This window comes from Erythrobacter sp. JB3-1 (assembly GCF_057364995.1).
The window spans coordinates 2,942,350-2,956,516 of sequence record NZ_CP200289.1 but is presented as its reverse complement, the minus strand read 5'-3'; the positions used below and the strand labels follow the sequence as shown (position 1 = coordinate 2,956,516).

Here is a 14,167-nt window from a genome sequence, read left to right as displayed (position 1 = left end):
CAAGCGGTGCAAACCCACATTATGCGGGTGTAGCTCAGTTGGTTAGAGCGCCGGCCTGTCACGCCGGAGGTCGCGAGTTCAAGTCTCGTCACTCGCGCCACTTGGGACCTTTTTCAAAAAGCTGATTAGTAAGGATCCGTCGGGCTACCCGGCGCGGTCTAGTCAGCGATGAAGGGTGAGCTGATATCGCCGCCCAGCAGCAAATCGTAATTGAGCTCCATCATTCGCATAGTCACGGCGCCTTGCGAAGCGATGAAGGCGCGTTTTCTGCGCTGATAAAGCTTGGTTAGCGCTGCATCGTACAAATCCATCTGCTGTTTGAACGGTGATCGCGCGATCCGGCGGCGTTCCTTAGCGGGAAAGACATCAGTTGATGGAATGATGCCACGGATCATCATCATACGCACAATACCCCCGCCCTCGAGGAAAGCTTGCTCCGGGACTTCGTAGCCAAGAGCCGTGAATTGCGGATTTCCTCGTCGAGACACCAAGTATACCATCAGGACGCTTTTTTGCCCGTTTCGAACGGTCGGCACCATTGCCAGGCGCGATTGTCGGCCATCATATTCTGTCCACGCGCGCAGGCTGCGAAACACTGGTTTGCCAGTCATCTTTATATCTGTCGCACCGACCATATCCTGAAAGGCTCCTTGGAAGGTCGTGATATTAGATTGGGGACCGGTCACCCCATAATATCCACGTGGAGCTAGCGGATCGCTGATATTGGGCGAATAAGTGATGGGCTTGGTAAAAGGCCATTTGAGCATGTCACTTTGATCGGTCGGCAGGGCATAATTCCCGCGTGGCCGGGCGACCCGTTTAGCGCTTGGCTGCGCGGCGGCGGTGCGCGTCGGCCTGCTGTTTGATGCTGTCCGCGCTGAGCTGCGGGGCCGCGCGGTTTGCTGTCCTGGAACCCAGCCGGGCCGATCAGCGGCAGCAATGGATGACCGGAAGTTTGAGACACTGCCCACCCGGCGCAATAGCTTGTCGATATTGGCTGGGTCATCCAGCAGCACGACGAGACGGCGCGATACGCCCCGATTGGACAAGGTTGCGGCAAATGCCTTCCTACCCTGCGGCGTACTCGCATAACCTGTGATCTTCGGCATACGCTGGTTGGAGACATCCTCAGAGACGATTTCCTCAACCGCAAAGGGCATGGCGGCCAGCGCTTGCTCGATCACCGCCTCTGATGCGCTGTCGGGCATACTGGCGAGGTTGGAGCCATTCTTCTGGTCGATTTCCCATAGCAGCAGGACCAGCACTTTGCTGTCGCTGCGCTCGCTGGAATAGAATGTGCCGTAATCCGTTGCTTCGCGGGTCCAGCCGGTTTGCGCGGCGGTCGGCGCAGCAAGCCCCAAAGAGATTGCACCAAGAAAAGCCCAAGTGGTCGCACGCCGCATTATCGTTTCCTTCCAAATGTTTGGGAAAGAATGACTGGGACGCGCTGTTCTATCAAGCTTCGCTGTGCTCAGCGCGGATCACTTGGCGCGGGTACAGCCTCGTTTCGTCGCATCTCGCGCTCTAACCCACGCCAAAGCGTTGCTGAGCATCCGCCGATAGTTCGGATCATCATAGCTGGTGTGATTGTGGCCGATGGCGGAATAGAACGCGCGGCCTTCTCCTAAGCAGCGGGTCCAGGCGATCGGGTGGCCTTCTGGCCCGCCGCCCATGCGCAAATTCTGCACCGGGCCGTACTGGTAGTTTTCCGGGCTGTAGCTGTCTTCGTCGAGACCCAACAACGGGAAGGCATCGCCTAGCTCTGCGCTGTCAAAGCTGTACCATTCATCATTGTGCATCCAGTCCGCAGGAATGCCGTCCATAACGGGATGGTCGACCGCGAGATTCACGACGCGCGCCTCCTGAAATTGCGGGCCAGCCGGGTGACCGATAAATTCCGGCCCGATCACCTGGTCATCGTACCAGCTCCAATCGCCATGCGAGTTGTCGCCAGAGCCGTGCAGTGCGATCAGCGCACCCCCTGCTTCCAGCCAATTGCGGAAAGCCTGCTCTTGCTCGGGCGAAAGCGCGTCACCGGTCATGTTGTTGAACACCACGACTTCAAACCGCGCCAATTGCTCGGGGTTGAAGACCGCGGCGTTTTCGGTCGTGAACAGACCCATCCCGGTGTAGCCTGCCATTTCGGCAAAGAACCGATCCGCTCCCGCGATCCCTTCATTGTGCCGCCAGCCGCGCGTCTTGGAAAACACCAGCACCGCAGGCTGCGGCATATGTTCGGTGATTTCGGGCGGAGCGCTGTCATAGGGCGCGGCTGCCTGATCAGTCTGAGCGGCGGAAGGCGCGCAAGCGGCGAGTGTGAGAGCGAACGGAGCGATAAACCATTTCATTCGCCCACTGTATCAGCGCAGACCCGCGCGGCAAGGCGCGGCGCTGGAGCTAATCGAGCAGACTTAGTCCTGAGGCGGGGCCGGCGGGCTCCGGCTGCCGGTCTCCATCCAGATCAGGAAGCGTTTGAGCGGCAGCAGCCAGACGACACCGAGGAAAATGTAGACGATTGTCTGGACCCATCCGGGCCAGGTGCTGATCGTGGTCGGCGCGAAATGGGCGATCACGAAGCCGTAGGCGATCAGCGCGATAAACAGGCCAATAATGCCCGCTGGAATTCGCCAAGTTGGTTCTTCGCGCATCGTCTTACAATCCGTAGGCTCGAGTGGGGGTGATGATCGCATCTAGGGCCATGTCATGCGGCTCGACCGGCAAGGCCTCGCACAGCCGGACATCCCATGCCAGCCCAATGGCCAAGCGGCCCGGATGTTCCGAGAGCCAGCGATCATAATGCCCGCCGCCTTGGCCCAGACGCTCGCCATTCTCGGTGAAACCGATCAGCGGCACGAACACGACGTCGGGAATGATGGGCGCTGCATCCGCGCGCGGCTGAGCCACGCCAAATGGTCCGTCCTCCAACAGGTCATCAATGTAAGGATCTGCATACGTCGCGAAGGTCATGGCGCTGTCTCGCCCGTCAAGGCGGGGTAGGGCGATGGTGCGGCCCTGCTCGTGGAAGAACTTGGCATAGCCCGCCGCCGGGGCCTCATCCACGCTGGCGGAGTAAAGGCCAATGCTGGCGGTTTCGCTGATCCGCGAGAGTAGCGCGCCTGGCGGGCGGCTGAACAACAGTGCCTTGATCGCCTCTAGCTGGGCGAGCACATGCTCACGGCGCGCCTTGCGGAGCGCTTTGCGCAGTTCGGTTTTGCTCAGCAAAGTCACACTACCTCAATCCGTCCAATCGGCCCGCAGGGCCGCAAGCCCGACTGGGCGCCCGCAGCGATGCGATCATCGATCGCGATGAGCGAGGAAGTCGCGGCGCGGATGCGCTGCGAAAAACAAGTGACGGGACCACCATAGGCCGGACCAGGAGAAATCCTCTGACGCGAAAACGTCAGGTGGGCGCCGTATGCCCAAATCCCACGGCCGAACCGGTGGACTCAGGCAGGGACAGCTCCCGATGGATTGCTTATAGCCTCAGGGATATTCAGTCGGCTCGCGCCGGGCAGCCCCGCCGACCTCTAATTAGGGTGCGCAGGGTCCATCCTCAAGCGAAATGTCTGTAAGGTGCCTCGTTCGCTCAGCGCTTAAGCTGCTGAGCCTTCCAGCGCCTCGGCAAAGCTCTCTGCCTTGGCTGCCAATTCTTCCAGCCGTCCTGCGATCAGGTCTTCGCCAAACATATCGCGCTGATCGGCGGCTTCCTTTGCCTCTTTGAGCTGTTCGGAAAGCGATTTTGCTTCTTCGCGGGCGGTTTGAAGCTCTTTGCTCAGGCTCTCCAGCTCATCGTTGAGGCTCGATTGCGCCGAGCGCAGTTGTTCGAGCTCCGCCGCATTTTCAGCGTTTGCGGTATCATCAACGCTTGGTGCTGGCGCCGCCGCAGCCGGCGCGCCGCTTTTGCCGCTGGCCTCGTGCACCTCATCCGCCAGCATCAGCGAGGCGAAAAGAAAGTTCTGTGCGTCCTGCGGGGTCCGGGCGCTGCCCATGGCGTTGAATTTGGCATCAATCATGCCGCCCAGCATTTCGATGTGGGCTTCTTCGCCGTCGGCGCAGGCGACCTGATAGGAGCGGCCACCGATTTGCAATGTAACGGTACTCATTCTTCCAGCTCCGCAATCACGCCGTCCAGCTCGCGCAGGGTATCGGCCACTTCTTCACGCAGTTTCTCGTGGCTGTTGACCAGCGCCATCACGCGGGCAGAGTTCGTGGCCTCTTCCTCGCTGGGCGTATCGTCTGGGGTGGGGGCTGGCGGATTGGCCGCGCGCGCCGCATCCATACGGCGAAGCGCATTTTCGATCCGTCCAATCGCCTCATCAATTCGTGCTTCACTCATGGGTTGGGCGTTTACCAAGAAAGATGAGGCACTGCAAAGCCTTGGTGATTGCTGTTGATAAGTGTTGGTAGCGGAGCGTGCAGAAACCGGGCTGGGTGGATTGTGCGGGGTTAGCATGGGGCCTGCGCTTGACCTCACTATGCGCCTCGGCGAAGGCTTCTCCAACACCGAATCGCTGCACAATCGCGCCGCTTCGGATGCATATTTCGCTGGCACCAGGAGCCCACCCGAGCATGACGACTGAACCCGCCCGCTTGCAGCAGATGGCGAACGCCATTCGCGCCCTTTCCATGGATGCGGTTCAGGCCGCCAATTCAGGCCACCCGGGAATGCCAATGGGCATGGCGGACGTCGCCAGCGTCCTGTATTCAGGCCACGTCAAATTTGACCCAGCGCGCCCGGATTGGGCTGACCGCGACCGGTTTGTTTTAAGCGCTGGCCACGGCTCGATGATGATCTACTCGCTGCTGCATCTCACCGGATATGCCGCGCCGACGATGGATGATATCCGCAATTTCCGCCAGCTGGGCAGCCCGTGCGCGGGCCACCCGGAAAACTTCCTGCTCGAAGGCGTGGAATGCACCACCGGCCCGCTGGGGCAAGGCCTGGCGATGGCTGTCGGCATGGCGATGGCAGAGCGGCATTTGAACGCGACCTTTGGCGATGATCTGGTCGATCACCGCACCTGGGTGATCGCGGGCGATGGCTGCCTGATGGAAGGGATCAACCACGAGGCGATTGGCCTTGCCGGGCACCTTCACCTCGGCCGCTTGATCGTGCTGTGGGACGATAACAATATCACCATTGATGGATCAGCAGATTTGTCGACCAGCGAAGACATTAAGGCTCGCTATGAAGCGACAGGCTGGCACGTTGTCGGCTGCGACGGCCATGACTTTGCCGATATTGAGCGCGCTATTTCAGAGGCGGAGGCCGATGGCCGCCCATCGCTGGTCGCTTGTAAGACAGTGATCGGTAAGGGTGCCCCGACCAAGCAGGGCACCTCAGCCACGCACGGCGCGCCGCTGGGTCCAGACGAAATTGCTGGCGCCCGCGAAGCGCTGGGTTGGCCGCATGAGCCATTCACGGTGCCTGCTGAGACATTGGCCGACTGGCGCGCCACCGCCGATATGGGCCGCGAGGCGCATGGCGCATGGCAAACGCGCCTCAATGCTTCTGCACATAAAGCAGAGTTTGAGCGCCGCATGGCTGGTGATCTGCCGAGCACCTTTGATCTCGATAGCTATATCAAAGGCTTGATTAAAGAGCCTGTCAGCGTCGCGACCCGCAAGGCGAGTGAAATGGCGCTGGCTGAGATCAATCCGGTTTTGCCCGACACCATCGGCGGCAGTGCCGATCTAACCGGGTCAAACAACACCAAGGCGGGCGGGATCCAAGCGTTCTCTGCCGACGATTATTCGGGCCGCTACGTCTATTACGGCATTCGCGAGTTTGGCATGGCCGCTGCGATGAACGGCATGGCGCTGCACGGCGGCGTGATCCCTTACGGCGGCACCTTCCTGGTGTTTACTGACTATGCCCGCGGCGCGATCCGCCTGTCCGCTCTGCAGCAGGCCCGCGCGATCTATGTGATGACGCATGACAGCATCGGGCTGGGCGAAGATGGACCGACGCACCAACCGATCGAGCATGTCGCCTCGCTGCGCGCGATGCCCAATGTACTGGTGATGCGCCCATGCGACGCGGTGGAAACGGCGGAATGCTGGAAAACTGCGCTGGAGCAGCCGGATCGCCCGACCATTCTTGCACTCACCCGCCAAGGCCTGCCTCAGCAGCGCCTTACCGATGCTGGCGAGAACCTGTCGGCGCGCGGCGGATACCGGACCAAGGCTGCGGGCGCAGACCGCAAGGTTGTGATCTACGCCACCGGCTCTGAAGTCAGCCTGGCCGCTGAATGCGCCGCCGAGTTGGAAGCTCAGGGCATTGGCACGGACGTTGTCTCCATGGTCTGCACCGAACTGTTCGACGAGCAGGACGAGGCTTACCGCGCAGACATTCTGGCGACCGGCGAAGATGTGCTGCGCGTTTCAATCGAGGCGGGCACGACCTTTGGCTGGCAGAAATACACCGGCATTGGCGCAGACGCGCTCAACATCGGGATCGACACATTCGGGGGCTCTGCCCCGGCGAAGGATCTGTTTGCGCATTTCGGCCTGACCGCCGAAGCCATCCTTCCGAAAATCCACAACAAATTAAACGGTTAAGTAGGAGTTCTCACTATGGCGACGAAGGTTGCAATCAACGGTTTTGGTCGCATCGGGCGGCTTGTGGCGCGCGCCATTCTGGAGCGCAGCGGTCACGATCTGGATCTGGTCTCGATCAACGATCTGGCGGACACGAAATCCAACGCTCTGCTGTTCCAATATGACAGCACGCATGGCCGCTTTCCCGGCACGGTAGAGGTCGGCGAGGGCGCAATTATCGTCAATGGCAAGAGCATTGCGGTCACCAGCGAGCGCGATCCCGGCAATCTGCCGCACGCTGCGCAAGGCGTGGACATTGTGCTGGAATGCACCGGCTTCTTCCAAAGCCACGAGGCCGCCGAGCCGCACCTGACGGCAGGCGCAAAGCGCGTGTTGATCTCCGCCCCAGCTAAGAACGTGTCCGCCACTGTCGTGTACGGGGTGAACCACGATGTGCTGACCGCGGATGATGTGATCGTCTCCAACGCCAGCTGCACCACCAATTGCTTATCGCCAGTGGCGAAGGTGCTGAATGATTTGGTTGGCATTGAGCGCGGTTTCATGACCACGATCCACTCCTACACCAACGATCAGCGTATGCTGGACCAGATGCACGGTGATATGCGCCGGGCTCGCGGCGGCGCGCAGAACATGATCCCAACCACCACTGGCGCGGCGCGCGCGGTGGGTCTGGTGCTGCCAGAGCTGGCGGGTAAGCTCGACGGGTCGTCCGTCCGCGTGCCAACGCCGAACGTTTCACTCGTCGACCTGGTGTTCACACCGGGCCGCGACACCAGCGCAGAGGAACTGAACGCTGCGCTGAAAGCCGCGGCAGACGGCCCGATGAAGGGCGTGCTCGATTACACTGATCAGCCGCTGGTCAGCAGCGATTTCAACCATCACCCAGCCAGCTCGACCGTAGACAGCTTGGAAACCAGCGTGATGGAGGGCAAGCTCGCTCGCGTCGTATCGTGGTATGACAACGAATGGGGCTTCTCTAACCGGATGATCGACACAGCCGGCGTAATGGCGAAATTCCTGTAATCCTCTTGCGCTCATCCTGAGCTTGTCGAAGGGTGGGCGCCCGCCAATCGTACTTCGACAGGCTCAGCACTAGCGGAGTTCCAAATGCCCAACTTCAAAACCCTCGATGATTTGCCCGCAGACCTGACTGGCAAGGTGGCGCTTGTTCGCGTTGACCTCAACCTGCCGATGCAGGGCGGATCGGCCAGCGATTTGACCCGGGTTGAGGCGATCAAGCCGACCGTCTTGGAGCTGAGCGAGAAGGGCGCGAAAGTCCTGATGCTCGCGCATTTCGGGCGTCCAGGCGGCGCGCGGCATTCGGCGCTGTCGACCAGCATGGTCGTGGGCGATGTTGAGGGCGTGCTGGGCAAGGAGTTGATGTTCATCCCAGAGGTCGCTGGCCCGGTGGTCGAACAATCGATCGGCATCTTGCGCCCCGGCGATATTGGCTTGCTCGACAATGTCCGTTTTTGGCCCGGTGAAGAGGCGAATGATCCGAATTTCGCCCAAAGCATTGCGGCACATGGCGATTTCTACGTCAATGACGCGTTTAGCGCCGCGCACCGCGCCCATGCGACCACCGAAGGCATTGCGCATCATCTGCCTGCCTATGCTGGCCGCGCGATGGAGCGCGAATTGACTGCACTCGACAGCGCGCTCGGCAATCCAGAAACCCCGGTTGCCGCCGTGGTTGGCGGGGCGAAAGTCTCCACCAAGCTCGACGTTTTGCAAAACCTCGTGGGCAAGGTTCAGCATCTCATCATCGGCGGCGGTATGGCCAACACCTTCCTCGCGGCACGCGGAGTGGATGTCGGGAAAAGTCTGGCCGAACATGATCTTATCGAGACAGCCTCGAAAATTATGGACGAGGCGGATCATTCCGGCTGCACGGTACACCTGCCTTATGACGTCGTGGTCGCCAAAGAGTTTGCCGCCAATCCGGCGAGCCTTCGAACCTGCAATGTCCATGAGGTCGCAGGCGATGAAATGATCCTCGATATCGGCCCGCTCGCCACCGAGGCATTGGCCGATGTGCTCAAGACCTGCCGCACTCTGGTGTGGAACGGTCCGCTCGGCGCGTTTGAGACCGAACCCTTCGACACCGCGACCATGGCGCTGGCTCGCCATGCCGCTGCTCTGACGCAGGAAGGCTCGCTGATCTCTGTTGCGGGTGGGGGCGACACCGTCGCTGCCTTGGCGCAAGCGGGCGTGACGGGCCAAGTGACCTATATCTCCACCGCTGGCGGGGCCTTCCTCGAATGGATGGAAGGCAAAGTGCTGCCCGGCGTCGCGGCGCTGAGCGCTTAGACCATGGCCGATTTTGCCGCCACGATTGAGACGCTGGAGCACCGCTTTATGCGGGCCTGGATGCGGCGTGATAACCGCGATCTGCGCAAGCTTGTGCGGCGCGATTTCATGATGATCGTCGGCGCAGACCGCTCGCAATTGCTTGACCGGCCTAGCTTTCTGGAGGCGGCAGAGGGCCGCTTTGGCTGCTCCGCCTATCGCTTTCGCGAGGTGATCATCAACAAGCATGGAAAATGCGCCTGGTTCGCCGCCGGGGTTGATCTGGAAATGCGGATCGGCGCGCGCGATTGGTCCGGCCAATTCTGGCTGACGGATCTGTGGCGCAAGGGCGCGGTTGGCAACAATTGGAAACTTGCCGAGCGAAGCCTCTCGCGCACAGACCCCGAAGAATCGCTGCCCGCTGCGATCCAGAACCTCCAGCTGTGGAATTGATGCGCGCATGAGCGAGACTGAATATGGATATGGCGGCGCGGTTCGCTGTGAACAGGGCGAGTTTGAAGGCTGGTACCATTGGAACCACGATGCCTTTGAGACGCAATCCGGCCCGTTTTACATGCTGCGTCAGGATGATGGCAGCTACGTAAGCGCATTCCGCGCGCAGGACCGCCATATGAATGGCGGGGGCTTTATGCACGGCGGCTGCCTGCTGACCTTTGCCGATTTCGCGCTGTTCGGGATTGCCACGGATGAGCTGAACGGTGGGACCGCGGTAACGCTCAATCTCGCAGGCGATTTTCTGGACGCAGTGCCCAATGGATCACTGGTCGAGGCGCGCGGCGAGGTGACACGCGGCGGGGGCAAAACAATCTTCGTGCGCGGCATGGTAACAGCCGACGGCAATCCCGCACTCAGCTTCACCGGGATTATCCGGCGCCTGGGCAAGAAGCCTGTATAAAGCAAATGGCTGGTTGCGGGCAGTCAATGGGCTGGCTAAAGCGCGCTCAGACGCGCTCTCGCATAGGTATGCATCAGCACACCTTATAGCATCCAAGGTGAATGAGGACTTCCGATGAATTTCGATGAAATGACAGCCAAGATCGCTGGCGGCCAAGGCTTTATCGCGGCGCTGGATCAATCAGGCGGCTCCACGCCAAAGGCTCTGCGCGGCTACGGAATTTCTGATGAAGCATGGTCCGGCGATGATGAGATGTTCGCGCGCATCCATGACATGCGTAGCCGTGTCATCACCTCGCCTAGTTTCGCCAATGGCAAGATCATCGGCGCCATTCTGTTTGAGCGCACGATGGATAGCGAGGTTGAGGGTGCCTCAACCGCTGATGCATTGAAAGAGCGCGGTATTGTGCCGTTTATCAAGGTCGATCAAGGCCTCGCTGACGAAGCGGACGGCGTGCAAATGATGAAGCCGCTGGATAAGCTTCCCGCGCTGCTCGAAAAATCTGTCGGTCATGGCATGTTCGGCACCAAAATGCGCTCTGTCATTAAGTCTGCGAACGCCGCCGGCATCGCCAAAGTGGTGGAGCAGCAATTCGCGGTCGGCAACCAAATCGCTGACGCGGGTCTTGTGCCTATGCTGGAGCCGGAATTTGACATCACCGCCGCAGACCGTGCGGAAGGCGAGCGCATTTTGCTGGCCGAAATTATGAAGGGACTGGATAGCCTGCCTACAGGCCGCAAGGTAATGTTGAAGCTATCTATCCCGGTTGAGGGCGGCCTCTATGCCCCAGCCATCGCCCACCCCAATGTGCTGCGCGTGGTTGCATTGTCGGGTGGTTTCTCCACCGATGAGGCATGCGAGAAGCTCGCTCACAATCCCGGTATGATCGCGAGCTTTAGCCGCGGCTTGCTGCAAGATTTGCGCGCGGCGCAAAGCGATGCGGAGTTCGACGACACGCTCGGCAAAGCCATCGACAAGATCTGCACCGCCAGCGTTGCGGGCTAGTCTCCCCGCAGCGATTGTAACGCAGCGATTGTGATTGGGGGGATTGGCGCGGGCGGCGCAGCGGACTAAGGCGCGCAGCATGGCCAATGATAATCACGATACGCAGCTATATTTGATCTCACCGTTAGAGGTAGGCGGCGATTTTCCTCAGCGGCTCAAACGCGCACTCGCGGCGGGCAAAGGCCTAGTCACTGCCTTTCAATTCCGGGTCAAAGGGTTGGATAGCCACGAGGCAGCGACGCTCGCAGAGCCTTTGCAAGCGATCTGCGCCGCGCACGATGTCGCCTTTATCGTCAATGACAGCGTGTCGCTCGCAAAACGCCTGAAGGCGGACGGTGTGCATTTGGGGCAGGGCGACGGCGACCCAAAGGAAGCGCGCGAAGAGCTGGGACGCGAGGCGCAGATCGGCGTCACTTGTCACGCCTCACGCCACCTGGCGATGGAAGCAGGCGAGGCAGGCGCAGACTATGTGGCCTTTGGCGCATTCTTCCCCTCGACCACAAAGGATAAGGGCGATGCCGAGCGCCCCGAGCCAGAGCTGATTGAATTTTGGGCCGGCCTGTTCGAGATCCCCTGCGTGGCCATCGGCGGCATCACGCCAGATAATTGCGCACCCTTGGTGGAGGCGGGGGCAGACTTCCTCGCCGTTTCGGGCGCGGTCTGGAATGGCGATGAAGTGGCCGCGATTGAGGCCTTTGCGAAGGTCTTGCGGGATTAGGGCGCTTTCTAGGCTGCGCGCTTAAACCACTGCAACCAATCAAAACTCGGCCTAGTCACGCCGACCCAGTTCCGAGCTTTGGTGCAAGCCATGCCAATCCATGAGCCGATTGTGTCTGATGGACAGTTAACCCATCAATCTTTACCCTGACTGGAAAGAGTTAGGGAAGAGGAGTGGGCACAAATGGGGTCCCGTGAGGCAATGCCATGACAGAGGCAGGAAAGGCTACCAGCTGGAGATCCAAGCTGGCTCTGTTCCTGCCCGGAATATTCCTCATCGGCTTTAACATTGGCACCGGCAGCGTCACGACCATGGCTTCTGCAGGAGCCAATTACGGCATGGCGCTCTTGTGGACGGTGCTCATTTCCTGCGCCGCGACCTTTTTGATGGTTGCGACCTATGGCCGCTACACACTGGTGACTGGCGAAACCGCGCTTGAGGCGTTTCGCAAACATATCCATCCGGCAGTTGGCCTGTTCTTTATCGCTGCCCTTGGCATTGGCGTATTTGCTAGCCTTATGGGCGTTATGGGCATCGTGGCTGAGATCGCTTACGAATGGTCCAAGACATTCATTCCGGGTGGGATCAAGCCGCTTTATTGCGCCGCGTTCTTCTGTGCGATTGCCTATTATATCTTCTGGGGCGGTCACACGCAGATTTTTGAGCGCATTCTCGCTGTGGTCGTCGCCATTATGGGCGTCTGCTTCGTGCTCAATTTCTTTATTCTGATGCCGCCCGTTTCGGATATGGCCGCAGGTTTGGTGCCTTCTGTGCCCGATGTCGGGTCAAGCGAAGCCGGGCCCTTGCTGCTGATAGCCTCAATGGTCGGCACCACCATATTCTCCGGTCTGTTCATCATGCGCACCACCCTGGTGAAGGAAGCTGGTTGGACGATTGCCCAAAACCAGCAACAGCGCCGTGACGCGGCATTCGCGGCGGTAATGATGTTCATCATCAGCGCATCAATCATGGCGGCCGCCGCGGGCAGCCTGTTCGCAGAAGGCATCGCGCTCGAAAAAGCCTCGCAAATGATCGGCTTGCTTGAGCCACTTGCGGGACCGCTCGCCGTTTCCATCTTTGCCGTTGGCATCATCGCCGCTGGGGTCTCCTCGCAGTTTCCCAACCTCATTCTAATCCCGTGGCTGCTGTGCGATTACCGCAGCACGCCGCGCGATATGACGCTTTGGCAGTACCGATTGTTCGTCGGGATCATCTCGTTGCTGGGGCTTGTCGTGCCGCTTTTCGATGCGAGGCCGGTTCTGGTCCTGATCCTAAGTCAGGCCTTCAACGTGGTGCTGCTTCCGGTCACGGTTGCTTGTATTATGTATCTGGGCAATCGCGCTGATTTAATGGGCGAATATCGCCATTCATGGCTGACGAATTCCGGACTCGGGGCGATATTCCTGTTCTCACTCGTCACCGGCTATATGGGCTTTCAAGGCCTGATGGGCATGATTTAACGGAGCGACGATTATGCGCGAATCCTGGCGTTGGTTTGGGCCAAACGATCCGGTCAGTCTGGAAGAGATCCGCCAAACGGGCGCCACGGATATCGTCAGTGCCTTGCACGATATTCCGATTGGCCAGCCTTGGCCGCGCAAGCAGATTGCGGGCCACCGTGCAATGATTGAAGAAGGCAATGTGCCCGGCTCAACTCTGCATTGGACCGTAGTTGAAAGCATTCCGGTGCACGAAGATATTAAGCTCGGCGCAGCAGGGCACGAGGCCTATGTTCAGGCTTGGATCGAGAGCATGGAAAACCTCGCGGCAGAGGGGATCAAGACCATCTGCTACAACTTCATGCCTGTGATCGATTGGACAAGAACGGATTTGCGCCACCGCCTGCCAAACGGGGCGTATGCGCTCAAATTTGATCAAGATCGCTTTGCTGCGTTTGATCTCTTCATTCTGAAGCGCGCTGCCGCTGATGCGGATTATAACGAGCCAGAATTGGCGCGCGCAAAGGCCGCATTTGATGGGATGTCGCAGGAAGAGGTTGATAGTCTCACCAAGACGATCATCGCCGGGCTTCCGGGCAAGATGACCGATGCTTATTCGCTTGATGATTTTCGCGCCATCCTGGCGAGGTATGATGGGATGGATCACGACCAATTGCGCGCAAACCTTGCCGGGTTCCTTAAGCGCGTCCTGCCCGCCGCCGAAAAGCTGGACGTAAAGCTCGCCATCCATCCCGATGATCCGCCATGGAATATGTTTGGATTGCCGCGCGTGATTTGCACACCGGCCGATCTGGACAAGCTGTTTGCTGCGGCTCCAAGCCCATCAAACGGCATTACCTTGTGCGTTGGCACCTATGGCAGCAGGCCCGACAATGATTTGCCGCAAATGGCGCACGATTACCGGGACCGCATACACTTTGCGCATTTGCGCGGTGTCTCGCGCGATCCAGCAGAGCCGCGGACATTCATCGAGGCGAGCCACCTGGATAGCGACATCGATATGCTAAGCGTGATCCGCAATTTGCTCGCTAACGAGCGAGCGACGGGGCGCGAGGTCTTTATCCGGCCGGATCACGGCCATTTGATGATGGGAGACATCTCAAAGGCGACCAATCCAGGCTATTCAGCGATTGGCAGGATGAAAGGATTGGCGGAAATTCGCGGAGCCATCCGCGCGCTTTCTGCGTCTGCTAATCCCGGCTGAAACGCTGTGCGCTT

The 14,167-nt window shown here is 59.7% G+C and carries 15 protein-coding genes and 1 tRNA gene; 10 read left to right on the top strand and 6 right to left on the bottom strand.

All coding sequences use genetic code 11. The features are described from left to right. Positions 1–23: 23 nt before the first annotated feature. Positions 24–100, top strand: a tRNA-Asp gene (locus AC0V6M_RS14140). A gap of 58 nt (positions 101–158) precedes the next feature. Here AC0V6M_RS14140 and AC0V6M_RS14135 read toward each other — a convergent pair. From AC0V6M_RS14135 to AC0V6M_RS14110, 6 genes are all read right to left on the bottom strand, one after another. Further along, positions 159–1,403, bottom strand: coding sequence for a hypothetical protein (locus AC0V6M_RS14135; RefSeq protein ID WP_486139424.1), 1,245 nt, complete (start codon positions 1,401–1,403; stop codon positions 159–161). 78 nt (positions 1,404–1,481) lie between these two features. After that, complete coding sequence (locus AC0V6M_RS14130; protein WP_486139423.1) at positions 1,482–2,348, bottom strand: ThuA domain-containing protein; 867 nt, start codon at positions 2,346–2,348, stop codon at positions 1,482–1,484. Positions 2,349–2,411: 63 nt separating this feature from the next. After that, positions 2,412–2,648: a DUF2842 domain-containing protein gene (locus AC0V6M_RS14125; RefSeq protein WP_486139422.1), complete on the bottom strand. Its 237-nt coding sequence runs from the start codon at positions 2,646–2,648 to the stop codon at positions 2,412–2,414. 4 nt (positions 2,649–2,652) lie between these two features. Then, positions 2,653–3,228: a 5-formyltetrahydrofolate cyclo-ligase gene (locus tag AC0V6M_RS14120; protein ID WP_486139421.1), complete on the bottom strand. Its 576-nt coding sequence runs from the start codon at positions 3,226–3,228 to the stop codon at positions 2,653–2,655. 365 nt (positions 3,229–3,593) lie between these two features. Next, positions 3,594–4,103, bottom strand: a complete 510-nt coding sequence (locus AC0V6M_RS14115) for a cell division protein ZapA (protein ID WP_486139420.1) — start codon at positions 4,101–4,103, stop codon at positions 3,594–3,596. Further along, positions 4,100–4,336, bottom strand: a complete 237-nt coding sequence (locus AC0V6M_RS14110; protein ID WP_486139419.1) for a hypothetical protein — start codon at positions 4,334–4,336, stop codon at positions 4,100–4,102. Before AC0V6M_RS14110 ends, AC0V6M_RS14115 begins: the two co-directional genes overlap by 4 nt. A gap of 233 nt (positions 4,337–4,569) precedes the next feature. Between AC0V6M_RS14110 and tkt the strand changes: the two genes are divergently transcribed. The 9 genes from tkt (at position 4,570) to uxuA (ending at position 14,153) form a co-directional block, all read left to right on the top strand. After that, entirely contained in the window at positions 4,570–6,561 is a 1,992-nt protein-coding gene (tkt, locus tag AC0V6M_RS14105) for a transketolase (protein WP_486139418.1), read from the top strand. A 15-nt stretch (positions 6,562–6,576) separates the two neighbouring features. Further along, positions 6,577–7,584: a type I glyceraldehyde-3-phosphate dehydrogenase gene (gene gap / locus AC0V6M_RS14100; RefSeq protein ID WP_486139417.1), complete on the top strand. Its 1,008-nt coding sequence runs from the start codon at positions 6,577–6,579 to the stop codon at positions 7,582–7,584. 84 nt (positions 7,585–7,668) lie between these two features. Continuing rightward, entirely contained in the window at positions 7,669–8,871 is a 1,203-nt protein-coding gene (locus AC0V6M_RS14095; RefSeq protein ID WP_486139416.1) for a phosphoglycerate kinase, read from the top strand. Positions 8,872–8,874: 3 nt separating this feature from the next. Further along, on the top strand, positions 8,875–9,303 hold the full coding sequence (locus AC0V6M_RS14090; RefSeq protein WP_486139415.1) for a DUF4440 domain-containing protein: 429 nt from the start codon (positions 8,875–8,877) through the stop codon (positions 9,301–9,303). A 7-nt stretch (positions 9,304–9,310) separates the two neighbouring features. Next, positions 9,311–9,766, top strand: coding sequence for a PaaI family thioesterase (locus tag AC0V6M_RS14085; RefSeq protein ID WP_486139414.1), 456 nt, complete (start codon positions 9,311–9,313; stop codon positions 9,764–9,766). Between the two features lie 114 nt (positions 9,767–9,880). Next, positions 9,881–10,771 (top strand): fructose bisphosphate aldolase, encoded by an 891-nt coding sequence (locus AC0V6M_RS14080; protein WP_486139413.1) that lies wholly within the window; start codon positions 9,881–9,883, stop codon positions 10,769–10,771. Between the two features lie 79 nt (positions 10,772–10,850). Continuing rightward, entirely contained in the window at positions 10,851–11,489 is a 639-nt protein-coding gene (gene thiE / locus AC0V6M_RS14075; RefSeq protein WP_486139412.1) for a thiamine phosphate synthase, read from the top strand. A gap of 206 nt (positions 11,490–11,695) precedes the next feature. Then, positions 11,696–12,949, top strand: coding sequence for an Nramp family divalent metal transporter (locus tag AC0V6M_RS14070; protein ID WP_486139411.1), 1,254 nt, complete (start codon positions 11,696–11,698; stop codon positions 12,947–12,949). 13 nt (positions 12,950–12,962) lie between these two features. Then, the gene (gene uxuA, locus AC0V6M_RS14065) at positions 12,963–14,153 is read left to right on the top strand and encodes a mannonate dehydratase (protein WP_486139410.1); all 1,191 of its coding nucleotides are present in this window, start codon (positions 12,963–12,965) and stop codon (positions 14,151–14,153) included. The last annotated feature ends 14 nt before the right edge of the window (positions 14,154–14,167 follow it).